Origin of the sequence: Caballeronia calidae, assembly GCF_900044055.2 — a bacterium.
GTDB classification, from domain to species: Bacteria; Pseudomonadota; Gammaproteobacteria; order Burkholderiales; family Burkholderiaceae; genus Caballeronia; species Caballeronia calidae.
In genome coordinates this window covers 92,924-117,146 of the sequence record NZ_FCOX02000013.1, presented here as the reverse complement: position 1 = coordinate 117,146, position 24,223 = coordinate 92,924, and the positions used below count along the sequence as shown (strand labels likewise).

Annotated in this window: 31 protein-coding genes and 1 riboswitch; of the genes, 19 read left to right on the top strand and 12 right to left on the bottom strand. The window is 64.5% G+C overall.

Annotation, left to right across the window (positions count from 1 at the left end):
- Positions 1-86: 86 nt before the first annotated feature.
- Positions 87-536 carry a hypothetical protein gene (locus tag AWB78_RS48300; protein WP_232477705.1) on the bottom strand — a complete coding sequence of 150 codons (450 nt, stop codon included), beginning with the start codon at positions 534-536 and terminating at the stop codon, positions 87-89.
- On the opposite strand from AWB78_RS48300, the gene AWB78_RS14720 reads away from it, so the two are divergent.
- Both AWB78_RS14720 and trxA read left to right on the top strand, forming a co-directional pair.
- Entirely contained in the window at positions 535-1,434 is a 900-nt protein-coding gene (locus AWB78_RS14720) for a pirin family protein (protein ID WP_062605370.1), read from the top strand. The two genes, AWB78_RS48300 and AWB78_RS14720, sit on opposite strands and share 2 nt — an antisense overlap.
- 78 nt (positions 1,435-1,512) lie before the next feature.
- A complete protein-coding gene (gene trxA / locus AWB78_RS14715; RefSeq protein ID WP_062605368.1) occupies positions 1,513-2,361 on the top strand; it encodes a thioredoxin in 849 nt (282 codons plus the stop codon).
- Positions 2,362-2,413: 52 nt separating this feature from the next.
- Here trxA and AWB78_RS14710 read toward each other — a convergent pair whose 3' ends face one another.
- Entirely contained in the window at positions 2,414-3,256 is an 843-nt protein-coding gene (locus AWB78_RS14710; protein WP_062605366.1) for a tRNA threonylcarbamoyladenosine dehydratase, read from the bottom strand.
- Positions 3,257-3,569: 313 nt separating this feature from the next.
- On the opposite strand from AWB78_RS14710, the gene pdxH reads away from it, so the two are divergent.
- The 3 genes from pdxH (at position 3,570) to AWB78_RS14695 (ending at position 6,624) form a co-directional block, all read left to right on the top strand.
- Positions 3,570-4,211, top strand: coding sequence for a pyridoxamine 5'-phosphate oxidase (gene pdxH / locus AWB78_RS14705; protein ID WP_062605364.1), 642 nt, complete (start codon positions 3,570-3,572; stop codon positions 4,209-4,211).
- A gap of 107 nt (positions 4,212-4,318) precedes the next feature.
- Positions 4,319-5,533, top strand: coding sequence for a class I SAM-dependent methyltransferase (locus AWB78_RS14700; RefSeq protein ID WP_062605361.1), 1,215 nt, complete (start codon positions 4,319-4,321; stop codon positions 5,531-5,533).
- Positions 5,497-6,624, top strand: a complete 1,128-nt coding sequence (locus tag AWB78_RS14695; RefSeq protein ID WP_374729467.1) for a DUF72 domain-containing protein — start codon at positions 5,497-5,499, stop codon at positions 6,622-6,624. Before AWB78_RS14700 ends, AWB78_RS14695 begins: the two co-directional genes overlap by 37 nt.
- A gap of 7 nt (positions 6,625-6,631) precedes the next feature.
- On the opposite strand, the gene msrA is transcribed toward AWB78_RS14695, so the two are convergent.
- Positions 6,632-7,201, bottom strand: coding sequence for a peptide-methionine (S)-S-oxide reductase MsrA (gene msrA / locus AWB78_RS14690; RefSeq protein ID WP_062605359.1), 570 nt, complete (start codon positions 7,199-7,201; stop codon positions 6,632-6,634).
- 50 nt (positions 7,202-7,251) lie between these two features.
- On the opposite strand from msrA, the gene AWB78_RS49310 reads away from it, so the two are divergent.
- Together AWB78_RS49310 and AWB78_RS14685 are read left to right on the top strand one after the other, a co-directional pair.
- The gene (locus AWB78_RS49310; RefSeq protein ID WP_269768932.1) at positions 7,252-7,386 is read left to right on the top strand and encodes a hypothetical protein; all 135 of its coding nucleotides are present in this window, start codon (positions 7,252-7,254) and stop codon (positions 7,384-7,386) included.
- A gap of 150 nt (positions 7,387-7,536) precedes the next feature.
- Positions 7,537-8,049 carry a flavin reductase family protein gene (locus AWB78_RS14685; RefSeq protein ID WP_062605357.1) on the top strand — a complete coding sequence of 171 codons (513 nt, stop codon included), beginning with the start codon at positions 7,537-7,539 and terminating at the stop codon, positions 8,047-8,049.
- 16 nt (positions 8,050-8,065) lie between these two features.
- On the opposite strand, the gene AWB78_RS14680 is transcribed toward AWB78_RS14685, so the two are convergent.
- Positions 8,066-8,569 carry an Lrp/AsnC family transcriptional regulator gene (locus AWB78_RS14680; protein ID WP_062605355.1) on the bottom strand — a complete coding sequence of 168 codons (504 nt, stop codon included), beginning with the start codon at positions 8,567-8,569 and terminating at the stop codon, positions 8,066-8,068.
- 133 nt (positions 8,570-8,702) lie between these two features.
- On the opposite strand from AWB78_RS14680, the gene kynB reads away from it, so the two are divergent.
- The 3 genes from kynB to kynA are packed head-to-tail and all read left to right on the top strand — an operon-like array spanning position 8,703 to position 11,499.
- Positions 8,703-9,329, top strand: a complete 627-nt coding sequence (gene kynB / locus AWB78_RS14675; RefSeq protein WP_062605353.1) for an arylformamidase — start codon at positions 8,703-8,705, stop codon at positions 9,327-9,329.
- 26 nt (positions 9,330-9,355) lie between these two features.
- Positions 9,356-10,615 (top strand): kynureninase, encoded by a 1,260-nt coding sequence (gene kynU / locus AWB78_RS14670; protein WP_062605473.1) that lies wholly within the window; start codon positions 9,356-9,358, stop codon positions 10,613-10,615.
- Between the two features lie 14 nt (positions 10,616-10,629).
- Entirely contained in the window at positions 10,630-11,499 is an 870-nt protein-coding gene (kynA, locus tag AWB78_RS14665) for a tryptophan 2,3-dioxygenase (RefSeq protein WP_062605351.1), read from the top strand.
- A 6-nt stretch (positions 11,500-11,505) separates the two neighbouring features.
- Here the strand turns inward: kynA and AWB78_RS14660 are convergent, their stop codons facing one another.
- Positions 11,506-12,306 (bottom strand): IclR family transcriptional regulator, encoded by an 801-nt coding sequence (locus tag AWB78_RS14660; protein WP_062605349.1) that lies wholly within the window; start codon positions 12,304-12,306, stop codon positions 11,506-11,508.
- Positions 12,307-12,453: 147 nt separating this feature from the next.
- On the opposite strand from AWB78_RS14660, the gene AWB78_RS14655 reads away from it, so the two are divergent.
- From AWB78_RS14655 to AWB78_RS14640, 4 genes are all read left to right on the top strand, one after another.
- Positions 12,454-13,644: an acyl-CoA dehydrogenase gene (locus AWB78_RS14655; protein WP_062605347.1), complete on the top strand. Its 1,191-nt coding sequence runs from the start codon at positions 12,454-12,456 to the stop codon at positions 13,642-13,644.
- 291 nt (positions 13,645-13,935) lie between these two features.
- Positions 13,936-14,238, top strand: coding sequence for an ElaB/YgaM/YqjD family protein (locus tag AWB78_RS14650; RefSeq protein WP_062605345.1), 303 nt, complete (start codon positions 13,936-13,938; stop codon positions 14,236-14,238).
- 183 nt (positions 14,239-14,421) lie between these two features.
- The gene (locus AWB78_RS14645) at positions 14,422-14,802 is read left to right on the top strand and encodes a phage holin family protein (protein ID WP_062605343.1); all 381 of its coding nucleotides are present in this window, start codon (positions 14,422-14,424) and stop codon (positions 14,800-14,802) included.
- A gap of 20 nt (positions 14,803-14,822) precedes the next feature.
- Positions 14,823-15,320: a DUF3318 domain-containing protein gene (locus AWB78_RS14640; protein ID WP_062605341.1), complete on the top strand. Its 498-nt coding sequence runs from the start codon at positions 14,823-14,825 to the stop codon at positions 15,318-15,320.
- Positions 15,321-15,328: 8 nt separating this feature from the next.
- Here the strand turns inward: AWB78_RS14640 and AWB78_RS14635 are convergent, their stop codons facing one another.
- From AWB78_RS14635 to glyA, 7 genes are all read right to left on the bottom strand, one after another.
- Positions 15,329-15,796: a type IV pilin protein gene (locus tag AWB78_RS14635; RefSeq protein ID WP_062605339.1), complete on the bottom strand. Its 468-nt coding sequence runs from the start codon at positions 15,794-15,796 to the stop codon at positions 15,329-15,331.
- Positions 15,797-15,805: 9 nt separating this feature from the next.
- Positions 15,806-16,291, bottom strand: a complete 486-nt coding sequence (locus tag AWB78_RS14630) for a pilus assembly PilX family protein (protein ID WP_062605337.1) — start codon at positions 16,289-16,291, stop codon at positions 15,806-15,808.
- Positions 16,288-17,076, bottom strand: coding sequence for a PilW family protein (locus tag AWB78_RS14625; protein ID WP_062605335.1), 789 nt, complete (start codon positions 17,074-17,076; stop codon positions 16,288-16,290). The genes AWB78_RS14630 and AWB78_RS14625 overlap by 4 nt, the downstream gene beginning before the upstream one ends.
- Positions 17,073-17,468, bottom strand: a complete 396-nt coding sequence (locus AWB78_RS14620) for a type IV pilus modification PilV family protein (protein ID WP_062605333.1) — start codon at positions 17,466-17,468, stop codon at positions 17,073-17,075. The genes AWB78_RS14625 and AWB78_RS14620 overlap by 4 nt, the downstream gene beginning before the upstream one ends.
- Positions 17,465-18,019: a GspH/FimT family pseudopilin gene (locus AWB78_RS14615; RefSeq protein ID WP_082883313.1), complete on the bottom strand. Its 555-nt coding sequence runs from the start codon at positions 18,017-18,019 to the stop codon at positions 17,465-17,467. The genes AWB78_RS14620 and AWB78_RS14615 overlap by 4 nt, the downstream gene beginning before the upstream one ends.
- Before the next feature lie 160 nt (positions 18,020-18,179).
- The gene (gene nrdR, locus AWB78_RS14610) at positions 18,180-18,662 is read right to left on the bottom strand and encodes a transcriptional regulator NrdR (RefSeq protein WP_062605329.1); all 483 of its coding nucleotides are present in this window, start codon (positions 18,660-18,662) and stop codon (positions 18,180-18,182) included.
- A gap of 18 nt (positions 18,663-18,680) precedes the next feature.
- Positions 18,681-19,928, bottom strand: coding sequence for a serine hydroxymethyltransferase (glyA, locus tag AWB78_RS14605; protein ID WP_062605327.1), 1,248 nt, complete (start codon positions 19,926-19,928; stop codon positions 18,681-18,683).
- Between the two features lie 166 nt (positions 19,929-20,094).
- A riboswitch (ZMP/ZTP riboswitch) is annotated at positions 20,095-20,193 on the bottom strand.
- A 194-nt stretch (positions 20,194-20,387) separates the two neighbouring features.
- Between glyA and ydfG the strand changes: the two genes are divergently transcribed.
- From ydfG to tolA, 5 genes are all read left to right on the top strand, one after another.
- Complete coding sequence (gene ydfG / locus AWB78_RS14600) at positions 20,388-21,134, top strand: bifunctional NADP-dependent 3-hydroxy acid dehydrogenase/3-hydroxypropionate dehydrogenase YdfG (RefSeq protein WP_062605468.1); 747 nt, start codon at positions 20,388-20,390, stop codon at positions 21,132-21,134.
- 127 nt (positions 21,135-21,261) lie between these two features.
- Positions 21,262-21,720, top strand: a complete 459-nt coding sequence (gene ybgC / locus AWB78_RS14595; protein ID WP_062605325.1) for a tol-pal system-associated acyl-CoA thioesterase — start codon at positions 21,262-21,264, stop codon at positions 21,718-21,720.
- A 163-nt stretch (positions 21,721-21,883) separates the two neighbouring features.
- The gene (tolQ, locus tag AWB78_RS14590) at positions 21,884-22,561 is read left to right on the top strand and encodes a protein TolQ (RefSeq protein WP_008342801.1); all 678 of its coding nucleotides are present in this window, start codon (positions 21,884-21,886) and stop codon (positions 22,559-22,561) included.
- A gap of 14 nt (positions 22,562-22,575) precedes the next feature.
- Positions 22,576-23,019, top strand: coding sequence for a protein TolR (tolR, locus tag AWB78_RS14585; protein ID WP_062605323.1), 444 nt, complete (start codon positions 22,576-22,578; stop codon positions 23,017-23,019).
- Entirely contained in the window at positions 23,016-24,119 is a 1,104-nt protein-coding gene (gene tolA / locus AWB78_RS14580; RefSeq protein ID WP_062605321.1) for a cell envelope integrity protein TolA, read from the top strand. The genes tolR and tolA overlap by 4 nt, the downstream gene beginning before the upstream one ends.
- The last annotated feature ends 104 nt before the right edge of the window (positions 24,120-24,223 follow it).

Below are 24,223 nucleotides of genomic sequence, written 5' to 3'. Positions count from 1 at the left end.
ACGAATGCGCCGCATGAAGCCCGACGCAAAAAAACGCCCGCGCCGTTCCAACGACGCGAGCGCGTCTTGCCGGAAAACCGCCGCGCTTACTTGCTCTGTCCCGATTCGGCCGCCGGGTTGTTGCCCGTTTCCACGTCCGGCGTCTTCTTGCCCGCGGAAGGATGCGCCGTATGCTTGTGCGTCTTGTGCTTCTTGGTCGTCGTGGTGCCGGCTGAATTGTCCGAGGTCGCCGCGGCAGTATCGTTGCCCATCGCCGCCGACGAGTTGCCCGACGAAGTTTGCGCGAACGCGCCCGTCGCGGCGGTGGCGGTGAAAAGGCCGGCGGTGATGGCGATCAACAGCTTGTTCTTGCTCATTTTCAAACTCCTATCAAGGTTGCGAAGGTTGTGCGGAGCGCCGCGCATCCCAATTCGCGCGGCGACGTAAAAAACGAGGGCCGGGGCGGCGGGAGGTCTGCGGCGCACGGCATCGGCCGGTAGAATCGACGGATCCACGCGCGCCATTCCGGCGCCGATCTTCCCTACGGAACCCGCCATGCCCTCGACGATCCGCGACCTCCTCAAGCCTCACCAACATGACGTCGGCGGACTCATGGTGCGGCGGGTGTTACCCGCACTCGCGGCGCGCACCGTCGGACCCTTCATTTTTTTCGACCACATCGGTCCCGCAACGCTCGTGCCCGGCAAGGGACTCGACGTGCGCCCGCATCCGCATATCGGGCTCGCGACGGTCACGTATCTGTTCGAAGGCGCGATCATGCATCGCGACAGCGTCGGCTCGGTGCAGAAGATCGTTCCCGGCGACGTCAACTGGATGACCGCCGGCCGCGGCATCGTCCATTCGGAGCGCACGCCCGATGAAGAGCGCGCCTCCGGCCAGGCGATGCACGGCATCCAGACGTGGGTCGCGCTGCCGGTGGCGAGCGAGGACATCGAGCCGGCGTTCGAGCATCACGCGGCAGCCGCCTTGCCGCAGATCGAGCGCGACGGCGTGACCTTGCGCGTGATCGCGGGCACGGCATTCGGCGCCAAGGCACCGACGCGCACGTTCTCGCCGACCCTCTACGTCGCCGCGCAGTTCGCGGCCGGCAGCGGGATCACGCTCGACACGGAGCACGAGCAACGCGGCGTCTATCTCGTGAGCGGCGATCTGACCATCGACGGCGAGCCCTTGCCCGAGCAGCAGATGGCCGTCCTCACGCCGGGCGCCGACGTGAAGCTGCAAAGCGCGAACGGGGCCGTCGCGATGCTGCTCGGCGGCGCGCCGCTCGACGGCCCGCGCTTCATCGAATGGAACTTCGTGTCGAGCTCGCGCGAGAAGATCGATGCCGCGAAGACCGCATGGAGCGAGCAACGCATGGGACACGTGCCCGGCGAGACGGAATTCATTCCGCTGCCGCCGCCGCGCCGCGAGAATCGCACGCCCGAGGCATGAAGCGTGCGTCCGCGCTTGAGAGTTGCGCGGATCGTCCCTATCTGGTCGAGATAGACCACAAGCATTAGGAGAAAACGCATGGATACGACCCTCGCCACCTTCGAGAACGACGTCATCAACGCGTCGATGCTCGCGCCCGTTCTGGTCGATTTCTGGGCGCCCTGGTGCGGCCCCTGCAAGACGCTCGGCCCGATGCTCGAAAAGCTCGAAGACGAAGCGGCTGGCAAGTGGAGGCTCGTGAAAGTGAACGTCGACGAGAATCAGGAGCTCGCCGCGCATTTCCAGGTACGCAGCATTCCGCACGTCATCGCATTCGCGGATGGCCGGCCCGTCGATCAGTTCGTCGGCGTGCTGCCGGAAGGCCAGTTGCGCGAATTTCTGGATCGCCTCGTGCCCGCTGGCGCCGATGCCGAGCGGCAAGCCGCGCAGAACGCGTGGGCCGCGGGCCACCGCAAACAGGCGATCGACACGATCAAGGCCGCGCTCGCGCTCGATCCCGGCTATGACGACGCGCGCCTCGATCTGATCGAGTGGTTGATCGCGGAGCGCCGCATGGACGAGGCGAAGGAAGAAGACAAGCTGCTTTCGCCGAAGACGACGCAGGGCATCGACGCGCGCTACAACGCGTTGAAGACGGAGCTGGACGCCGCCGATGCCGCAGCGGACCTGCCGCCCGCCGATGATCTGATCGGCGCGGTGAACGCGAACCCCGACGATCTCGACGCGCGCTTCGCGCTCGCCAATCGATTGATCGCGGGGCGCGATTATGCGGGCGCGCTGGAGCATCTGCTTGCGATCGTCGTGCGCGACCGTGCGTTCATGGACGATGTCGGCCGCAAGACGATGCTTTCCGTCTTCGACCTCGCCGCGAATCAGCCGGATCTCGTATCGCAATGGCGGCGCAAGCTGAGCGCGGCACTCAACTGACCGGTAAGTGCGATGAAGAAACGGCCAGCTATCGAAGCTGGCCGTTTTCGTTTCACGCCGCGCGTTTCGCCAGTTCGCGCAAGACATGCGCGGCCGCCGCGAAGCCGAAGCTCGCCGTCACGCACACGCTCGACCCGAAGCCCGCGCAATTGAGCCCGACCGGACCGGAATAGCCCGCGCCGGTTTCGAGGTGTTCCGCGCCTTCGCTGATATCGCATGCGGGCGCTTCGGGATAGATCAGAGGCTCGTCCGAATACACCGCGCTCACCTTGAAGCGCGCCTTCGGCCCGCGCGGAAAACCATGCAGCTTGCGCAACTGGCCGCGCACCTTCGACAACAGCGGGTCCTGAATCGTGAGCGCGAGATCGTCGATGCGGATGCGCGTCGGATCCAGTTGCCCGCCCGCTCCGCCCACGGTGATGAGCGCCTGCTTGCGCGCCACGCACCACGCGATGAGCGCGGTTTTCGTACGCACGCTGTCGATTGCGTCGACCACGTAATCGAAACCGACGCCAAGCGTCGCGTCGAAATTGCCGGGCTCGACGAAGTCCTCGATCTGCCGTACGTCGCACGCGGGATCGATCAGCCTGATGCGCTCGGCCATGGCCGCGACCTTGGCCTTGCCGTAGTTGCCGTCGAGCGCGTGGATCTGCCGGTTCGTGTTGCTTTCGGCGACGTTATCGAGATCGATCAGCGTCAGCTTGCCGACAGCGCTTCTCGCGAGCGCTTCAGCGACCCACGAGCCCACACCGCCGATGCCGATCACCGCGACATGCGCCCTTTCGAACGCAGCGAGCGCGGGTGCGCCATACAGGCGCGCGATGCCGCCGAAGCGACGCTCGCGGTCGGCGTCATCGACGGAAGGCGTTGCAGCGGTTTCGGATGAAGCGTTCATGTCGTACGTAAATGAAGTCGTGATCGTTCAAGCCCATCCGTTGAAAGCGCGTCCGCTGAAAGCTAATCAAAAGCCACGAAAAACGCAGTCTCGTTGTGCGGCGTCAATCAACGCTTACGGACGGCTGTCGGCATTGCAAACTTGGGTGTCAGATCATGCAAAATGCGGTCGAATTGCGTATTCTGCCTTATCGAAACCCCGAACGTGATAGTCGCGCGCGTCGTGTCCAGTCAGCGCACAGACGTCCGCGCGCAATCAGGGCAAGATCGTTTCACCTTGGCTATACTGACGCGACTGTAGCGCACGCATAAAAATGACGACCTTAGCAGACCTTCGCAGAAACTATTCGCGCGGTGCGCTCGATACCGCCGATGTCGATCCGAACCCGGTGCGCCAATTCGAAGCGTGGTTCGCCCAGGCGCTCGATGCGAAGCTGCCCGAACCGAATACCATGACCCTTGCGACCGTCGACGCGCAAGGCCGCCCGTCCGCGCGCATCGTGCTCATCAAGGGCGTAGACGAGCGCGGGTTTGTCTTCTTCACCAATTACGAAAGCCGCAAGGGCCGCGAACTCGCCGCCAATCCCGCGGCGAGCCTGCTGTTCTACTGGATCGAGCTCGAGCGCCAGGTGCGCATCGAGGGCCGCGTCGAAAAGACGAGCGATGAGGAGAGCGACGCATATTACGCATCGCGACCGCTCGGCTCGCGCATCGGCGCGTGGGCGTCGGATCAGAGTCAGCCGCTCGAAAGCCGCGAGGCGCTGGAAGCGCGCGAACGCGAGATGATCGCGAAGTTCGGCGACGCGCCGCCGCGTCCGCCGCACTGGGGCGGATACCGCCTCGTGCCCGATACCGTCGAGTTCTGGCAGGGGCGCCCCTCGCGGCTGCACGACCGCATCGTCTATACGCGTGACAGCGCCGGCGATCCGTGGCGCATCGCGAGGCTCGCGCCGTAAGCGGACCGAGCGCATCACGCCCGGGCGTCGTCGAGGCGAAAGCGGCTGGCAGCACGAACATGGAGGCGCAAGCCACCCTTGATTTCATCTAGCGCGGAGAAACAAGCATGTTCTGGGAGAAGAAGCTGACGCAATGGGTTGAGGAAGTGCGGGACCGTGCCAACCTGCCCGCACGTCTCGTGCTGTGGGACGGTCAGCAGCACGATTTCGGCCAGTTCGCCGCGCCTCAGGTGACGCTGCACGTGAAGAGCGCGACCGCGCTGCCCTATCTGCTCGAACCGAGTCTCGACAACCTCGGCGAAGCCTACGTGAAGGGCAAGATCGACATCGAAGGCAAGCTCTCCGACATCATCAACATCAGCTATTCGCTCGCGAAGAACACGGTGACGAGCGCGAGCAAGCTCGCCCGCGTGCGACGCTACTTCAATCACTCGAAGACGTCGGACAAGAAGGCCATTCAGTACCACTACGACGTGTCGAACGAGTTCTACAAGCTCTGGCTCGACAAGAACATGGTGTACTCGTGCGCGTACTTCGAGAACGGCGACGAGGACATCGACACCGCGCAGCTCAAGAAGATCGACCACATTCTCACGAAGATCCAGGTTCAGCCGGGGCACACGCTGCTCGATATCGGCTGCGGCTGGGGCGCGCTCGTCATTCGCGCGGCGCAGAAGTTCGGCGCGAAGTGCGTGGGCGTCACGCTCTCCGAGAACCAGTTCAAGCTCGCGACCGAGCGCGTGAAGGCCGCGGGACTTGAAGACCGGGTCGAGATCCGGCTGCAGGACTATCGCGACATTCCGGGGCAGTTCGACCGCATCACGAGCGTCGGCATGTTCGAGCACGTCGGGCGCAAGAATCTGCCGGGGTACTTCGCGAAGATCCGCGATCTGCTCGTCGATGACGGCATCGCGATGAATCACGGCATCACGTCGTCGGATGCCGACAGCGGCGAAACCGCGTTCGGCGGCGGCGAATTCATCGACAAATACGTGTTCCCCGACGGCGAGCTGCCGCACATCGGCCTTGCACTCGAATGCATGCAGCGCGGCGGGCTGGAAGCGGTCGACGTCGAGAGTCTGCGGCGGCACTACGCGCATACGCTCGATGCCTGGGCCGAACGTTTCGAGGCGCACGCCGAGGAAGCGAAGGCGCTCGTCGACGATGAGCACTTCCGCATCTGGCGCGTGTATCTCGCGGGCTGCGCGTATGCGTTCGAGAACGACGATGTGTCGATCTATCAGGTCGTCTGCCGCAAGGCGGGGCGCAGTGCCGGGACGCTGCCGTGGTCGCGGCGGTACATCTACGAGAAGGCGCTCTGAACCACGATTCGACTCCTCTCGAAGCGGCCGACGCTGAAGACCAGTTCGATCTCTTCGGCGAGTCCGCGCCTGCCCCGCCGCCCGAGCCCGCGAAGCCGAAAAAGCCGGCCGCGCAGCCGAAAGCGCGCGGGGTGCTGCCCGCGCCTTTGCAACCCGAGTTCGAAGCGCTGGCGCAACGCCTGCCCGAAGCGATCCATCTCGGCACGTCGACATGGTCGTTTCCCGGCTGGCGCGGCATCGTCTACGGCGACGAGTATTCGAACACCAGGCTTTCCCGCGACGGCCTCAGCGCTTACGGCGCGCATCCGCTCCTGAAGAGCGTGTCGATCGACCGCTCGTTCTACGCGCCGCTGTCGCTCGCCGAATACGCGCGCTACGCGTCGCAAGTGCCGGAGCATTTCCGCTTCATCGTGAAAGCGCCCGCCTCCGTCACCGATGCCTTCGTGCGCGGCGAGCGCGGCACGCCGGACGCGCAAAACCCTGCGTTCCTGAACGCGCAAATCGCCATCGACGAGTTTGTGACGCCGTGCATCGGCGGACTCGGCGCGAAAGCGGGCGCGCTCGTGTTCCAGTTCTCGCCGCTGCCCGACGCGATGATCGTCGAGCCGGCGTGCTTCATCGAGCGGCTGTCGGCGTTTCTGAAGGCGCTGCCGCCGCTCGAAGGCGAGTCGTGCTACGCGGTCGAAATCCGCGACGCCGTCATGCTCACGCCGCGCTTCATCCGCGCATTGCGCGACGCGAACGTGCGCTACTGCATCGGCGTGCACGCGCGCATGCCGGATGTACGCCGTCAGGCGAAGGCGCTTGCATTGCTGGATGAAGAACACATGGGAGCGCTCGTCGTGCGCTGGAGCCTGCACAGCGGCTTTCGCTATGAACAGGCGAAGGCGAAGTACGAGCCGTTCGACAAGATCGTCGACGAAGACCACGACACGCGCGACGCACTCGCCGAACTGGCCGCGCGTTATGCGATCGCCGGCCAGCCGGTGGTGATCGCCGCGAACAACAAGGCGGAAGGCTCCGCGCCGCTCACGTGTTTCGAGCTCGCGCGCGGCATCGTTGCGGAGATCGACCGCGCACGAGACGACTAGAAACGCATCACGCCTTCAGCCGATGCGCGAACTTCTTGCGGAACTTGGCCACCTTGGGACCAACGACCGCCGCGCAATAGCCCTGATTCGGATGCTGCGCGAAGTAGTTCTGGTGATACGCCTCGGCCGGATAGTAGTCGTCGGCGAGCGGCACGACTTGCGTGACGATCTTGCCGCCGTAGATATCCTCGCGTTGCAATTCGTCGATGACGTCGAGCGCGGTCTTGCGCTGCTCGTCCGAATGCGTGAAGACGGCCGAGCGATACTGCGTGCCGACGTCGTTGCCCTGCCGGTTGAGTTGGGTCGGATCATGCGTCGCGAAGAAGATCTCCAGAATCTCGCGATAACCGATGACGGACGGATCGAACACGACCTTCACCACCTCGGCGTGACCGGTGCCGCCTTCGCAGACCTGCTCGTAAGACGGATTGGTCACCTTCCCGCCCGCATAGCCCGATTCCACCGACTCCACGCCCTGCACCGCGAGAAACACGGCTTCGGTGCACCAGAAACATCCGCCGCCGAGCGTCGCGGTCTCAAGTCTCGCCTGCTCGTTCTGCTGGTTAGGTTGGGTCATAAGGCGCAACTCCTCATCAAGTGCATGCGGCGATGCCGCGGATCGTGCATATGGATGCGTCCGGCCGCTTCTTCAACTTCCGTGACGCCAACGCCGGGCGCGATGAATCGAGCTTACTGGGTTTGCCCGAACCGCGCAGAAAGCGCCGGGCGGCCGAAATCTTGCTGCATGAGTACGTTCATTGACGGCTGGCGACCGCCGATTCCGCTAAAATCGAGACAAATCTCCAGCTTTTACATGACTTCTGAAAAGGTTCTTCCGACTGAAGCGCGACGCGCGGCCGGCTCGGCAGCACACGACTCATTCGACCGCCCATTTGCCTGCTCATCTGCCAAATGACACGCGCCAAAACCCCGAATTTCGACCCGACCGCGTTTCGCGCCGCGCTCGGCCAGTTTGCAACCGGTGTCACGGTCATCACGACGCGCACCGAGTCCGGCCAGCTGATCGGCATCACCGCGAGTTCGTTCAACTCGGTGTCGCTCCATCCGCCGCTCGTGCTGTGGAGCCTCGCGACGAAATCGGCGTCGATGCCGGTGTTCCGCACGAACACCCACTACGTGATCAACGTGCTCGCGGCGTCGCAGATCGACCTGTGCCGGCGCTTCGCGACCGTCAAGGGCGACCGCTTCGCGGGCGTCTCCCACGCGGCCGGCGACACCGGCATGCCCGTGCTCGACGGCGCGCTCGCGTGGTTCGAATGCCACAACCGCAGCCGCTATGACGAAGGCGATCACGTGATCTTCGTCGGCGAAGTGGAGCGTTGCGGTGTGCGTGAAGACGCGTCGGAGATCGCGCCGCTCGTCTTTCAGGCGGGCGACTTCCATACGCTGGGGTCGCTGAAGTAAGCGGTCAAGCGCCCGCTCAGGGCGCGTGGCCGCGCCCCGGCTGCTCGATCAACGCGACCGGCACGCCCGCGTCGTCCTTCATCGTCTGAAGCACGATGTTCGAGCGGATGTCGATGACGCCGGGCGCCTTGTACAGCTTCGAAAGAATGAAGTCCGAATAGTGCTTGAGGTTGTGCGCGAGCACCCGCAGCACGTAATGCGTGTCGCCCGTGACGACGAACGCGCCCACCACTTCGGGCCATTCGCGCACGGCAGCGGCGAACGTCTCGTGCCAGTTCTCCTGGTCGTTGCGCATCGAGACGTGGACGAATGCTTCCAGTTCGATGCCCAGCCGCTCGCGGTCGAGGCACGCGCGATAGCTCGCGATCACCCCTTCCTCTTCGAGCAGCCGCATTCGGCGCAGACACGCCGACGGCGAGAGCGAGATGCGCTCCGCAAGGTCCAGGTTACTGATCCGTCCATCTTCCTGCAGTACCGCCAGAATTCGGCAATCCGTTGCATCGAGCGTGAAGCCGGTCATTTTTGAGTCCCCTAGCCCGTTTCATCGAATTATGTTCTAAGCGCGGCAGTTTTGGGTGGTTATTTCGCAAGCACCTTTCGAGATAACGCGACTATGATTTGACGCATCTCCACGCTTTCTGCTAGGGCGCGCCATGACGCTGCTGGATATTTCCCCACCGATCGATACCGCGACGCCCGTATGGCCGGGCGATACGCCTGTCGGCATCGAGCGTGTGTGGCGCATGGAGGCGGGCTCGCCCGTCAACGTCGCGCGACTCACGCTTTCGCCGCATACCGGCGCCCACGCCGATGCACCGCTTCACTACGACGAGCATGGCGCGCCGATCGGCGAAGTCGCGCTCGATACGTACATCGGCGCGTGCCGGGTCGTGCACTGCATCGGCGCGGCGCCGCTCGTGATGCCCGAGCACATCGCCGCGCATCTCACCGACGTTCCGGCGCGCGTCCTGCTTCGCACCTATCCGAACGCGCCGCTCGACGCGTGGGACAGCACGTTCACCGCGGTCGCGCCCGAAACCATCGCCTTGCTGGCCGAAAAAGGCGTGAAGCTCATCGGCATCGATACGCCCTCGCTCGATCCGCAGGACTCGAAGACGATGGACGCCCACAAGCGCATCCGCGCGCACGGCATGGCGATCCTCGAAGGCCTCGTGCTCGATGCCGTCGCGCCCGGCGATTACGAGCTCATCGCTCTGCCGCTCAAATTCTCGACGCTCGATGCAAGCCCGGTGCGCGCCGTCCTGCGTCCGCTTTCCTGATCATCCTCAAATATATGGACTTTTCGATGAAACATCGTGACGAAGCCGCGGCGCTCGACCGCGACGATCCGCTGCGCGCCCTGCGCGACCAGTTCGCGCTCGCGGATGACGCGAAGCGCGTGATCTATCTCGACGGCAACTCGCTCGGCGTGCCGCCCAAAGCCGCCGCCGCGCGCGCCGCCGAGGTCATCGCCGCTGAATGGGGCGAAGGACTGATCCGAAGCTGGAACACGGCCGGCTGGTTCGCGCTGCCCAAGCGCCTCGGCAACAAGCTGGCTCCGCTGATCGGCGCGGGCGAGGACGAAGTCGTCGTGACGGACACGATCTCCGCGAATCTTTTCAAGATCCTGTCGGCTGCGTTGAAGCTCGCGAACGAGCGTGATCCGAAGCGCCGCGTGATCGTCTCCGAACGTTCGAACTTTCCGACCGATCTGTATATCGCGCAGGGTTTGATCGATCAGTTGGATCGCGGCTACGAGCTGCGTCTTGTCGATGATCCGTCGGAGCTTGCGTCGGCCATCGACGAGAAGACCGCCATCGCGATGATCACGCACGTCAACTACCGCACCGGCTACATGCACGACATGGCCGCGCTCACGCAGACGATTCATCGCGCGGGCGCGCTCGCCGTCTGGGACCTCGCGCATTCGGCGGGCGCGGTGCCGGTCGATCTGAACGGCGTCGGCGCGGATTACGCCGTTGGTTGCACGTACAAGTATCTGAACGGCGGACCGGGATCGCCCGCGTTCGTCTGGGTGCCCAAGCGCCATCAGAACGCGTTCTCGCAGCCGCTTTCCGGCTGGTGGGGGCACAGGAAGCCGTTCGAAATGGACCCGGTGTATCGGCCGGATGACGGCATCGGCCGCTTTCTATGCGGCACGCAGCCGATGGTGTCGATGTCGCTCGTCGAATGCGGTCTCGACGTGTTCCTGCAAACCGACATGCAGGCGCTGCGCCGAAAGTCGCTCGCTTTGGGCGATCTGTTCATCAGGCTGGTCGAGGAACGCTGTGGCGAATTCCCGCTTTCGCTCGCGACCCCGCGCGAGCACGCGCGACGCGGCTCGCAGGTGAGCTTCGAACATCCGTACGGCTATGAAGTGATGCAGGCGCTGATCGCGCGCGGCGTGATCGGCGATTATCGCGAGCCGCGCATCCTGCGCTTCGGCTTCACGCCGCTCTACACGCGTTTCGTCGATGTTTGGGACGCCGTCGAAACCCTGCGCGACGTGCTCGCGACCGAAAGCTGGCGCGCGCCCGAGTTCGCCGAGCGCGCATCGGTGACCTGAGAGGAGCGTCGATCATGAGCAACACACAAGGCTGCCCTTTCGGTCACGGCGCGAACGTCGAAGAAAAAGGCTGGCACGACGCCAAGCTCGATTTCTCCGATTCGATGAGCTACGGCGACTACCTCGGCCTCGATTCGATCCTCAACGCGCAGCATCCGCTCTCGCCGGATCACAACGAGATGCTGTTCATCGTGCAGCATCAGACGAGCGAGCTGTGGATGAAGCTCGCGCTGTACGAACTGCGCGCGGCGCTCGCGGCCGTGCATCGCGACGAGCTGCCGCCCGCGTTCAAGATGCTCGCGCGGGTGTCGCGCATCTTCGAGCAACTGGTGCAGGCGTGGAACGTCCTCGCGACGATGACACCCTCCGAATACACCGCGATGCGGCCGTACCTCGGGCAGTCGTCGGGATTTCAGTCGCATCAGTATCGGCAAATCGAGTTCATGCTCGGCAACAAGAACGAGCAGATGTTGAAGCCGCACGCGCATCGGCCGGAGATTCTCGCGCAAGTGCGCGAGACGCTGGAGGCGCCCTCCTTCTACGACGAAGTGATCCGCCTGCTCGCGCGGCGCGGCTTCGAGATCAACCCCGAGCGTCTGAACCGCGACTGGACGCAGCCGACCGTGCACGATCCGTCCGTCGAGGCCGCGTGGCTCGCGGTGTATCGCGATCCGTCGCAGCACTGGGATTTGTACGAGATGGCAGAAGAGCTCGTCGATCTGGAGGATGCGTTTCGACAATGGCGCTTCCGTCATGTGACGACGGTGGAGCGCATCATCGGCTTCAAGGGCGGCACGGGCGGCACCGCGGGCGCGTCGTATCTGCGCAAGATGCTCGATGTCGTGCTGTTTCCGGAGCTGTGGCACGTCCGGACGGTGCTTTGATTCCTGCTATGCGAGACGCGCGGCCAGCGCCTTGAGCTTCGGTCCGATCGTCTCGCGGAAGTACGCCTCGTCCATCGACGATGCCGGACCGCTGCTCGACAGCACGAGCCAGCGCCCGTTGCGCAGATCGCGGAACGGCGCGGCGATGGCGTTGACGTCGTCGTGCCATTCGCGGAACGAGTAGCAGCAGCCGTCGCGCGCGAAGTCTTCGATCGAGCGACGCGCCGCATCGACCTTTTCCGCGTCTTCGCTCTTGCCGATCTCATCGAACAGCGCCTCGCGCGCCGCCGGCTCCTGCACGGCGAGATAGGCGCGGCCCATCGAGCTCGTGAGCATCGAGAGGCGCGAACCGGGCGCGAGCCCGAGCGTCAGCGCCGTCTCGCTGCGGATGGTTTCCAGATAGATCATGTCGAGCCCATCGCGACAGCCGAGCGATACCGCCGCGCCGATCTCCCGTGCAAGCGCGCGCATGTGCGGACGCGCGAGTTCGAGCGTATCCGCGCCCGCGAGCAGCGTGTAGCCGAGCGACAGCACGCCCGTGTCGAGCGCGTACTTGCCGGCGGGTTCGTCAAAGCGCAGATAGCCGAGCGTCGTCAGCGTGTAGGCGAGACGATTGACCGTCGCCTTCGGCAAACCCGTGCGCTCGACGAAATCGCGATTGCCGAGCAACGTCTCGCCAGGGCGAAACGCGCGCAGCAGATCGAGCCCACGCGCGAGCGCGACGACGAACTTGCGCTCGTCGATGTCCTCGGACGACACATGACGCGATGAAATCGACGCGGAATTTCGATTGGAATCGGCTGACATCGGGTGCTAAACTCGGGACTTGATTTGCAAAACATTGTTTCGCTTAGCGGAACTCATGTCAAGCGCCCCGCACGTCGGCCGATCGCAACACGCTGTTCGACACCGCTTCGCTTCCGGCGCTTTTCGATGAAAACAGGAGACACTCACATGGCCGACGCCGCCCGCTTCAACTGGGAAGATCCGCTCTTGCTGGATCAGCAATTGACCGAAGACGAACGCATGGTGCGCGACGCCGCCCGCGCCTACGCGCAGGACAAGCTGCAACCGCGCGTCATGCAGGCGTTTCGCGAGGAAAAGACCGATCCGGCGATCTTCCGCGAAATGGGCGAACTCGGTCTGCTCGGCCCGACGATCCCCGAGCAATACGGCGGCCCCGGCCTCAACTACGTGTGCTACGGCCTGATCGCGCGCGAAGTGGAGCGCGTGGATTCGGGCTATCGCTCGATGATGTCGGTGCAGTCGTCGCTCGTGATGGTGCCGATCAACACCTTCGGTAGCCACGCGCAAAAGGAAAAGTATCTGCCGAAGCTCGCGAGCGGCGAATGGATCGGCTGCTTCGGACTGACCGAGCCGAACGCCGGCTCCGATCCGGCCAGCATGACGACGCGCGCGAAGAAAGTGCAGAACGGTTATGCGCTGTCCGGCACGAAGATGTGGATCTCGAATTCGCCGATCGCGGACGTGTTCGTCGTCTGGGCGAAGCTGGAGGAAGACGGCCGCGACGAGATTCGCGGCTTCATCCTCGAGAAAGGCTGGAAGGGGCTGTCGGCGCCGGCGATTCACGGCAAGGTCGGGCTGCGCGCGTCGATCACCGGCGAGATCGTGATGGACGAAGTGTTCGTCCCCGAAGAGAACATGCTGCCGGACGTGCGCGGCCTGAAGGGTCCGTTCACCTGCCTGAACTCGGCGCGGTACGGCATTTCCTGGGGCGCGCTCGGCGCCGCCGAAGCGTGCTGGCATACGGCGCGGCAATACACGCTGGATCGCAACCAGTTCGGCCGGCCGCTCGCGGCAAATCAGCTGATCCAGAAGAAGCTCGCCGACATGCAGACCGAAATCACGCTCGGCCTGCAAGGCGTGCTGCGCCTCGGACGCATGAAGGACGAAGGCACGGCGGCCGTCGAGATCACGTCGATCATGAAGCGCAATTCGTGCGGCAAAGCGCTCGACATCGCGCGGCTCGCGCGTGACATGCTCGGCGGCAACGGCATCTCCGACGAATTCGGCGTCGCGCGTCACCTCGTGAATCTCGAAGTCGTGAACACATACGAAGGCACGCACGATATCCATGCGCTGATTCTGGGTCGCGCTCAGACGGGCATTCAGGCGTTTTTCTAAGAGCTTCGTTCAATCGATGAAGGGCCGGCGCATGCGTCGGCCCTTTTGCGTTCCGGGCGCCGAATCTCTCCGAAGCTGTGTAACTTTCGATAAGCGGCTGAAACTTTTACGGGTCAGATCGTATCAATCCGAAACGGTGTTGATGCATTGACGAGGCATCGGCCGACCGCGGGCAAGCTCGCGCGACTGGAATGGAATCTGCGTCAGTCCGTCCTGCAAGGGAAAAGGCCTCCTCGTCAGCGATCTCATCTTTGGTTACGATGCGCGTAGCCTCACCGATTGGAGCCTTTAATGTCAGAAATCAATAAGGAGCGATTCATGTCGGATATCAAAACCGTACTCGCTGACGCCGAAGATCTTTTGAAGCAGGCGGCTACCGCCACGGGTGAACGCGCTTCCGAACTGCGCGAGTCCGCGCTCGCGCGTCTGAAGCAGGCGAAGGAAAAGGCCGCCGACGCGCAGGTCGTCGTGATCGAGCGGGGCAGGAAGGCCGCGCGCGCCACCGACGACTACGTGCACGAGCATCCGTGGGCGTCCATTGGTATCGCGGCGGGCATCGGCATGGTGATCGGCCTTCTGATCAACCGCAAGTAAGCGGCTGTCTCCCCTCATCAATGGCCCGCAGATTGCTAATCTGCTTTCCATCGCGGTCCACGTTGGATTGAACCGCGAGCGCCCTTCCCCGGGCGCGCGGCTCGACATTCGCGCCGGCCGGCTGCTTCATGCGCCGATCGGAACCATAAAAAGCGGCACCAACGCGCTTCTCGCATTCAAGCCATGACGACAGAACGGTCAACGCAGCAATCGTCTCCCGGACCACTGCGACGAATTCTGAGCTCCGCCTTCGCCATCTTCGAGACGCGCCTTGAACTCATCGGCATCGAGCTTCAGGAGGAGAAGGAGCGGCTCATCGGCGTGGTGTTTCTCGGGCTCGCCGCCATGATGCTCGCGATGATGGCGCTCATCTCGCTCACGGTGCTCATCGCCATTTTCTTCTGGGACACGTATCGCTGGCAGGCGCTCGGCGGCATTACGCTTCTGTACGCGCTGATCGCGCTTGCCTGCGGCCTGCGCGCGCGCAGCAACTTGCGCGACGCGCCGAACATGTTCGACGACACGCTCGCCGAATTCCGCAAGGACCGCGACACCTTCCGCTGATCCCGCGCCCACACCAAGCCATGAGCCAACACGACGACACCTTCAAGACGCCCAGGCGCCACAAGATGCAGAAGCTGCGCACGCCGCATATGCGCGCGCTGCGCAAGGAACTGTTGATCGCACGCGCGGATGTCGAGCGCATGGAGTTGCGGCAGGCCACTTATGATCTGCGCTCATCCGTGACCCACTTCAGTTTTCTGCGCTTCCTGATGCCGGGCGGCGGATCGCGCCGCTGGGGCAAGCGCCGCGCGTCCTCGGGCGGCATCGGCGGCATCCTCGCCACGCTGCTCGGCTCGGGCAATCTCGGCGTGCTGCTCAAGCAATATCCGATCATCGGCTCGGTCGCCTCGCTCGTGCTCACCAAGCCGGTGCGAACGAAGCTGCTGCGCAGCGCGAAACCCGTGCTCAAATGGGGCGGTCTCGCGCTCGCCGGATGGGAAGGCTGGCGCATCTATCAGCAGATGAAGAACGCCGCGCCCGAAACCTCCAACAACGCCGTCGATCCCACGGTGTTCTGACTTCGCCATCAGCCCTTCCCCGCCCAGCAGGCCGCCGACTGTGCCGCGTCGAGCGGCGCGGTCGAGCCGGCCGGATGATTCCAGCGCAGCCCGGTCGCATCGATGACGAAGGTGCCGCAAGCATCGTCCTGCATCGCGCCGGGCGCGACGGGCGTGGCTTCGATCGCGTAGCCGCCGTTCGTCGACGATTCCGCCAGCACGGCGACGCGATACGCCGCCGCACCGCCCGACGGCGCCTGATCGAGCCCGGCGCCGAGCGCGATGCCCTCACCGCTTTCCGATGACTGCGCGAGCCGCGCCGTTTCGACGAACTGGACAGCACGCATCAAAGCGGACACGACATCGAGGCGATGCGCCTTCGCCACGTGCGCCCGATATGCTGGAATGGCGAATGTCGCGATGATCGCGGCGACGCCCAGCGCGATCATCAATTCCAGCAGAGTGAAGGCGTGTTCGGTCTTGCGCTCGTTCTTCATCGCCACTCCTCAAAACGGTCTGGCGACGACGCGCCGCCAGTATTGCGTGCTCGCGCCATCGGTGATATCGATCCGAAGCTGAAGCCATGCTTCGGAATCCGCGGTGGCGCCGAAACCGCGCGCCGTGACGAGATACGAAGCGCCCACCCACGCTTCGATCAGGCGCTGCGGCGCGCGGCGCGCGTAGGGCCATGCCGCGAACGGCGCGATCGCCGGGGCGGACGGTCCTTCGAACGATGTCTTCAGACGCCAGCGCGACGGCTCGTCGCCCGGCGCTTGGCTCGTCGCGGGCAGCGCGAGGGAAAGCATCCGGCTGCATCGGATCAGCGCGCTGTCCGCCGCGTGAAAGGCCTGCACGCGCTCGCGCGCAGCGACCGTCGCGCGCGCCGCCACGAGCAATGTTTGCAGCCATGCGCTCGCCGTGACGAGCATCATCGCGGCGAGAATCAGGACGATCGGCAACGTGGCGCCCCGTGAACGTGAACTTCGCTTCATTGCGCGCCTCCGAAGGTGGCCCACGGCGAATTGCGTATCGCGACGCGCCGCCAGAACGTCTGGCGAACGCGGCCGTCGTCGGCGTAGGCGGGCACGCCTGTGCAATCGACGTAATTCGTTCTGCGTTTGGCCTGCGGGCTGAAGCAGCGCACGACGACGCAAATGTCGGCGGCGTAGACATCGCGCCAGCGCTCGCGCGCGACCGCCGAAGCGTCCAGCGCCGAGGGCGAGCCCGTCAGCCAAAACATCACGCGAAACCGTTCGATGCCCTCGACGATCGGTTGCGCCTGCTTGCCGCTGCCCTCGCAGTAGAGCTCGGGTTCGCCGGTCGAACTGCTGGCCTTAGCGTAGAAGCGGTTGGTGACGAAGCTATCGGAGACCGCCTGACCGAGGCAGTCGGTCGGCACGCCGCCGGTCGATGGCCATGTCGAAACGGTGTCGGCGAAATGGCGAATCTGCACGCCGTCCGAGCGGCTCGTGAGCGATTCACACGACGCAGCCGTATCCGCACCGACGACGCGCCCTTGCGCGCAGCCGAACATCGACGCTTCGACACTCGCGTTCCGGCTCCCGGCGAATCCGGCCATCTGGATCTGCTGGCCGAGCCTGTCGAGCGCGATCGATCCGGCGTCGTGAATGCGCGCGGTATCAGCGGCGCGATCGAATGCGGCGCGCTGCGCGCGATAGAGCGACAGCGACGCGACCACGATCACCATGCCGAGCGCGAGCGCGATCGTCATTTCGAGCAGCGTGTGGCCGCGCGAGGAAAGAATGCGTGTGGTCATCGCGCGAACGCCACCGCGATGCACGACGTGAGCGGCCTCGCTTGCGGCTCAGGACACGGATCGGAGCGATCCTCCTCGCGCCAGCTCACCGTGGCGACACGCACGCCATCGACACGATCGGACACGGCGACATCGCCCGCAGGCAGCATCGCGGCCGCCCTCGCCTGCCATTGCGAGACGATTGCCGCGCGATCCGCATCGCCGCGAATGCCTTCCGCGACCGAATCCGCGATGAGCGCCGCGCGCTCGCGCAGCAACGCCGCCCGCTCGCCGCGCGCGATCGCACTCTGCACCGCGACGATCCCGAGCGCGGTGACGGCCGTGAGGGAAAGCGCGATCATCACTTCGATCAGCGAGTCACCGCGTTGGACGTTCCAGAGCGCGCGCTTCATGCCGACGCTCCGCAACTGCCTGTCGTGATGCGCGCCCGTCCGCCCGCCGCGAGCCGGACGCATCGGCGTGCCCCCGCGTTCGCGGCGGGATCGGTGCCGCGCGGGCCGAACTCGAAACTGCGGAATCCGCCGATCACTTGCCCGGCGGGCGGCGTGAAGGAAAGCTCGGGCGATGTCCCGGCGATCGAAACCGATGTCATCGCCGGCTGCATGCGCAGGAGCGTCGACACGCCATCGCGCTCGACGAACAAGCCCCAGCCGCACGACCAGTCCGTGACACCGTTGTCGCAGCTTCGTCCGACGGCGAGGCAATCTCGCGACGCGTCGATCCGGCAGAGCGTGACGTGTGCGCCGCGCCGCACGGCTTCGGCACGCGCGAGCGAAAGCGTGGAAAAGAGCGCGCGCGAGCGCGCATCGACCTGATCGCGCATCTGCCACGCGATGAACGACGGCGCGGCGAAGGTCGCGAGAATCGCCATCACGGCAAGCACCACACACAGTTCGACGAGCGTGAAACCTTGTTTGAAGCGCGGATCATCTGCATCCCTTATCGATCGAATCGAGCCGAAAAGCTCAATCTAGCGAGAAGGCACGCGCGCCGCCATTGGCCGAATGGCCGAATGGCCGAGTGTTCACGCCGCTCGCGACCCGGCACACTGCGCGGGCGAACGTTCAGGAATCAGGCTCGGGAGGGAAACAATGCGGAAAGAATCAGCGCTTGCGCGAACTCGATTTCTTCGGCGCGGCACGCCGGAACTCATCGAGCACGTCTTCGAATTCCGAGACGTCTTCGAAACGCTTGTAGACGGAAGCGAAGCGCACGTAGGCGATGGTATCGAGCTGTCGCAGCTCGTTCATCACCAGCTCGCCGAGACGCTCGCTCTGCACTTCGCGCTCGCCGCTGCCGAGCAACTGATACTCGATGCGCGACGCGGCGGCATCGATCGCATCGGCTGCGACCGGGCGCTTTCTCAGCGCAAGCTGCATGCTCGCGACGATTTTGCGGCGGTCGAACTCGGTGCGGCTGCCGTCCTTCTTGACGACGCTCGGCAGCGCCAGCTCAACGCGCTCATACGTGGTGAAACGCTTGTCGCACGCGGGACAGCGCCGCCGCCGCCGGATGGCCGCGCCATCCTCCGACACGCGAGAATCCACGACCTGGGTATCTTCGTGTCGGCAGAATGGGCAGCGCATAGGCGTCGGGCTCGCGAGTTAGCGGTAGACCGGGAAACGCTTGGTCAGATCGGCCACTTGCGCGCGCACGCGCTCGATGGTCGCCTGGTCTTCCGGATTGTCGAGCACGTCGGCGATCAGGTTGCCGACGATCTCCGCTTCCTTCGTGCCGAAACCGCGCGTGGTCATCGCGGGCGAGCCGAGACGCACGCCGCTCGTGACGAACGGCTTTTCCGGATCGTTCGGAATCGCGTTCTTGTTGACCGTGATATGCGCGGCGCCCAGCACGGCTTCCGCCGCCTTGCCGGTGATGTTCTTCGCGCGCAGATCGACCAGCATCACGTGGCTTTCCGTGCGGCCCGAGACGATGCGCAGACCGCGCTTCACCAGCGTTTCGGCCAGCACGCGCGCGTTGTCGATCACGCCTTGCTGGTACGTCTTGAACTCCGGCGAGAGCGCTTCCTTGAACGCGACGGCCTTCGCGGCGATCACGTGCATGAGCGGGCCGCCCTGGATGCCCGGGAAGATGGCCGAGTTGATCTGCTTCTCGAACTCCGCCTTCATCAGGATGACGCCGCCGCGCGGGCCGCGCAGGCTCTTGTGCGTCGTCGTGGTGACGAAATCCGCGTGCGGAACCGGGTTCGGGTACAGGCCAGCGGCGACGAGGCCGGCGTAGTGCGCCATGTCGACCATGAAGTAAGCGCCGACGCTCTTCGCGATCTTCGAAAGACGCTCGAAGTCGATGCGCAGCGCGAACGCCGATGCGCCCGCCACGATCAGCTTCGGCTTGTGTTCCTTGGCGAGCGCCTCGGTCTTCTCGTAATCGATGTCTTCGGCCGCGTTCAGGCCGTAGCTCACGACGTTGAACCACTTGCCCGACATGTTGACGGGCGAGCCGTGCGTCAGGTGACCGCCTTCGGCGAGGCTCATGCCCATGATCGTGTCGCCGGGCTTGAGCACGGCGAAGAACACGCCCTGGTTGGCCTGCGAACCCGAGTTCGGCTGGACGTTCGCGGCTTCGGCGCCGAACAGTTGCTTCACGCGGTCGATCGCGAGCTGCTCGACGATGTCGACGTATTCGCAGCCGCCGTAATAGCGCTTGCCGGGATAGCCTTCGGCGTACTTGTTCGTGAGTTGCGAACCTTGCGCGGCCATGACGGCGGGCGAGGTGTAGTTTTCCGACGCGATCAGCTCGATGTGATCTTCCTGACGGCGGTTTTCCTGCTCGATCGCCTTGAGCAATTCGGGATCGACATTGGCGAGGGTACTTTCGGCTCTGTCAAACATACGTTTTCCGTGAGATCAAAACAGGTTGACCGGATCGCGCGTGCACGGCACGTCGGACGGACGCGAAGGACGCTGGAAACCGATGGAGTCCAGGCGCGACGGATGAAGGATGAATCCGGTTTCGCGGAACGGACAGCCACCAGCAACGCAGCGACGGCGCGCGGATCTCAGCTGCCCAGGCGAACGGCAAAACGACGCTCCGCGCTTCCTGGTGGGTTGCTCCACCTTGAATCCGAAGATTCTATCGCCAGTCACGCGGGGTTTGAGCGTTGTAGTGTAATGGGCGGCCCTGCTTTAGGCAACCGGCTTCCCGAGCAATTCCGCGGCCATGCGGACACGTTTAAAGCACGATCGTTCGCGTCCATGGTTGCTTGCCGCTCCGCATCAATGGAAGTACCCTTTGCGCCGTTGCCGGACACGCTCCGGCTCTTCCCATCGCAATTCATTCGGAGTCCGCTCATGATCGTTTTCGTCACCGGCGCGTCCGCCGGTTTCGGCGCCGCCATCGCCCGCACTTTCGTCAGGGGCGGACATCGCGTGATCGCCGCCGCGCGCCGCAAGGAGCGCCTCGTCGCGCTGTCGAACGAGCTCGGCGATGCGCTTTTGCCAGTCGAGCTCGACGTGCGCGACGAAAGCGCCGTCAAGAACGCCATCGCTTCGCTGCCGGAGGCATTCGCGCAGATCGACGTACTCGTGAACAACGCCGGCCTCGCGCTCGGCCTGGAGCCCGCGCAACGCGCGAATCTCGATGACTGGAAAAGCATGATCGAGACGAACTGCACGGGTCTCGTGACCGTCACGCATGCGATCCTGCCGGGCATGGTCGAAAGGAATCGCGGGCACGTGTTCAACATCGGGTCGGTGGCGGGCACTTATCCGTACTCGGGCGGCAACGTGTATGGCGCGACCAAGGCCTTCGTGCGGCAGTTCAGCCTGAATTTGCGCGCGGACGTCGCCGGCACCGCGCTGCGCGTCACCGATATCGAGCCGGGGCTCGTCGGCGGCACCGAGTTCTCCAGCGTGCGCTTCAAGGGCGACGACACCAAGGCGGCGACCGTATACAAGGACACGCAGGCGCTCACGCCCGAGGACATCGCCGATGCGATCTACTGGATCGCCACGCGCCCGGCGCACGTGAACATCAACGCAATCGAGATGATGCCGGTCGCGCAGACGTTCGCACCGTTGCAAATTCACCGCGGCTGATTCCGATATCTGCCTAAGGATTTGGCGGTCGTGCTTCCGGTTCCGGTAAAATGCCGCCGATGAATATTTGTCAAAAAGCGAGCCGGAGCGGGTTTGAGAGCCTCCGCGCGAGCGGAGCGGCGCAAAGGTGAGTGATTCGTTGATTTTCGAGTGGCCGGTTCGGGTGTATTACGAGGACACCGACGCCGGCGGCATCGTCTTCTATGCGAACTACCTGAAGTTCTTCGAGCGGGCGCGCACCGAATGGCTGCGCGCGTGCGGCATCGACCAGCAGCGTCTCGCGGATTCGAACGGCATCGTGTTCGTCGTGAGACGCACGGCTGTGGAATATACGTCGCCGGCGCGCCTCGATGACGTCATTCGCGTCGTGAGCCGCATCGGCCGGCTTGGCCGCGCGTCGGTGGATTTTCATCAGGAAGCGTGGTGCGACGGCGTGCTGCTCGCGAGCGGCGACATCCGCGTCGCTTCGGTGGATCGCGCGTCGATCCGCCCGGCAGCCATCCCCGACGCAGTGCTCGACGGATTGAAACGCGGCCCGCACGCGCCCGCCACCGCGTCATGCGGCGCAAACCCGGATCGAGCCTGACCGATGAGCACATCGCGCCAGAAGCGAAACTGGGCATCGGGAGCAATGGAAGCATTAACGAGCATGAGCCGGGCACGGCGCGGCTTTCGTTTGATTCACATCCCTTTCACGAAAGCATGACGCTTTGACCAGACGCCCCTTTGGGACGTAACAGCGGACCTTTATGAACAATACACAAGACCTGTCGATCATTTCTCTCGTCGTTCACGCGAGCCTGCTCGCGCAGGCGGTGATGGCGCTGCTCCTGCTGCTGTCGCTCCTGTCGTGGACTTTCATCTTCCGCAAGTGGTTCGCCATTCGCCGGGCGCGCGCGCAAACCGAGCGCTTCGAGCGCGATTTCTGGTCGGGCGGCGACCTGCAGGCGCTTTACCAGAGCGCGGCGAACAATCGCCACACCATCGGCGCGCTGGAGCGTATCTTTGAATCCGGCATGCGCGAATTCCTGAAGGGCAAGGAGCGCCGCATCACCGATCCGGGCGCGATTCTCGACGGCTCCCGCCGCGCGATGCGAGCGGCCTTCCAGCGCGAGATGGACGTGCTCGAAGCGAATCTCGCGTTTCTCGCGTCGGTCGGTTCGGTGAGCCCGTATATCGGTCTCTTCGGCACGGTCTGGGGGATCATGAACTCGTTCCGCGGCCTCGCCAACGTGCAGCAGGCAACGCTCGCGAACGTGGCGCCGGGCATCGCCGAGGCGCTCGTCGCTACCGCGATCGGCCTCTTTGCCGCGATTCCGGCTGTGGTCGCGTACAACCGCTACGCGCACGATATCGATCGCCTGGCGATCCGCTTCGAGACCTTCATCGAAGAGTTCTCGAATATCCTGCAACGCCAGGCGCACTAAGAAAGGAGTCCGCGATGGCAGGCCCCATTCGTTCCAGCATGCGCGGCAGTTCGCGCCGCGCGATGTCCGACATCAACGTCGTGCCGTACATCGACGTGATGCTCGTGCTGCTCGTCATCTTCATGGTGACGGCGCCGCTCGTTTCCCCGTCCATCATCAATCTGCCGACCGTCGGCAATGCGCAGCCGCAGGAGCAGCAGCCGCCGCTCGTCATCAACATCAAGGCGGACGGCAGCATGAACGTCCGCTACAAGGAAGACGGCGGCGCGACGCAGGAGCAGAAAATGTCGAAGGATGAGCTCAACACCTTCGTGCTCAACCGTCAGGAGTCGCATCCGGATCAGCCCGTCGTCATCGCGGCGGACAAGACCGTGAAGTATGAAGTCGTGATGAACGTGATGTCCGATATGAAGGCGCGCGGCGTGAAGCGCGTCGGATTGCTCGTCAAATCGCAATGACCCTCTTGCACAGGCAGACACGCGCATCGTCCGCGCAACCGATCCGCCCGCCGCGCGAGCGCGGCACGGGCAAGGCGTTCGCGCTCGCGGCGTTGATGCATCTGCTGCTCGGCTGGCTGCTGTACCACGGCATCAACTGGCAGAACAACACGCCGGCGGGCGCGGAAGCCGAAATCTGGACCGAGATTCCCGATACGTCGGCGCCGACGCCCCGCCCTGCCCCGCCGCCGCCCGCGCCGGTCAAGGTGCAGCCCGCGCCGCCGCCCGCGAAGGACGAAGAAGCGGACATCGCGTTGCAGGAGAAGAAGCGCAAGCAACAGCAAGCGGCCGCGCGTGAAGCCCAGCTCGCCGAACAGCGCCGTCAGCAGGAGCAGGCTCGCCAGGAAGCGGAAGAAAAGCGCCAGCAGCAACTCGCGGCGCAGGCCGCACAGCAGAAGGCGATGCAGGACAAGCAGAAGCAGATCGAGCAGCAGCGTCAGGCCGAGCTGCAAAAGCAGCAGCAACAAAAGGCGCAGCAGGACAAGCAGCGTCAGCAGCAAGCCGAAGCGCAAAAGCAGGAGCAGTTGAAAGAGCAGAAAGAGAAGGAAAAGGAACAACAGGAAGCCAAGGCGAAGGCCGACGCGCAAGCCAAGGCCAAGGCTGAAGCCGACGCGAAAGCGAAGGCGGCGGCGCAGGCGAAAGCCAAGGCCGATGCCGAAGCCAAGGCCAAGCTCGATGCCGAGCGCAAGGCGCGCCTCTCCGCGCTGCAAGGTCAGTTGGGCGGCGGCACGGCGGGCAGCGGCGAAGGCCTCGCGAAGAGCGGCACTGGCAAGGGCGCGGGCGGCAATGCGACCTCGCCCGGCTATGCCGAGAAGGTGCAGCGGCGCGTGCGGCCGAACATCGTGTGGGCGGGCGAAACCGCCGGGCTCGAGACGGTGGTGTCGGTCCGCTGCTCGCCAACCGGCACCCTGCTCTCTGCGAATATCACCCGCTCCAGCGGCAACGAGCAATGGGATCAGGCTGCGTTGCGCGCGGTGCAGCGCTCGGATCCGATGCCGGTGGATATCGACGGCAAGGCGCCTGATCGATTCACGATCACGCTGCGTCCAGCGGGTGGCTGATCGCCCGAATCCAGTGGCATCCGGGCAAAAATGGCCGTGAAGGCGGCCATTGAGCAGCGGGAACGAATTGTGCGACCGCGGGTCTTTTCTGAAGTCCGCGGACA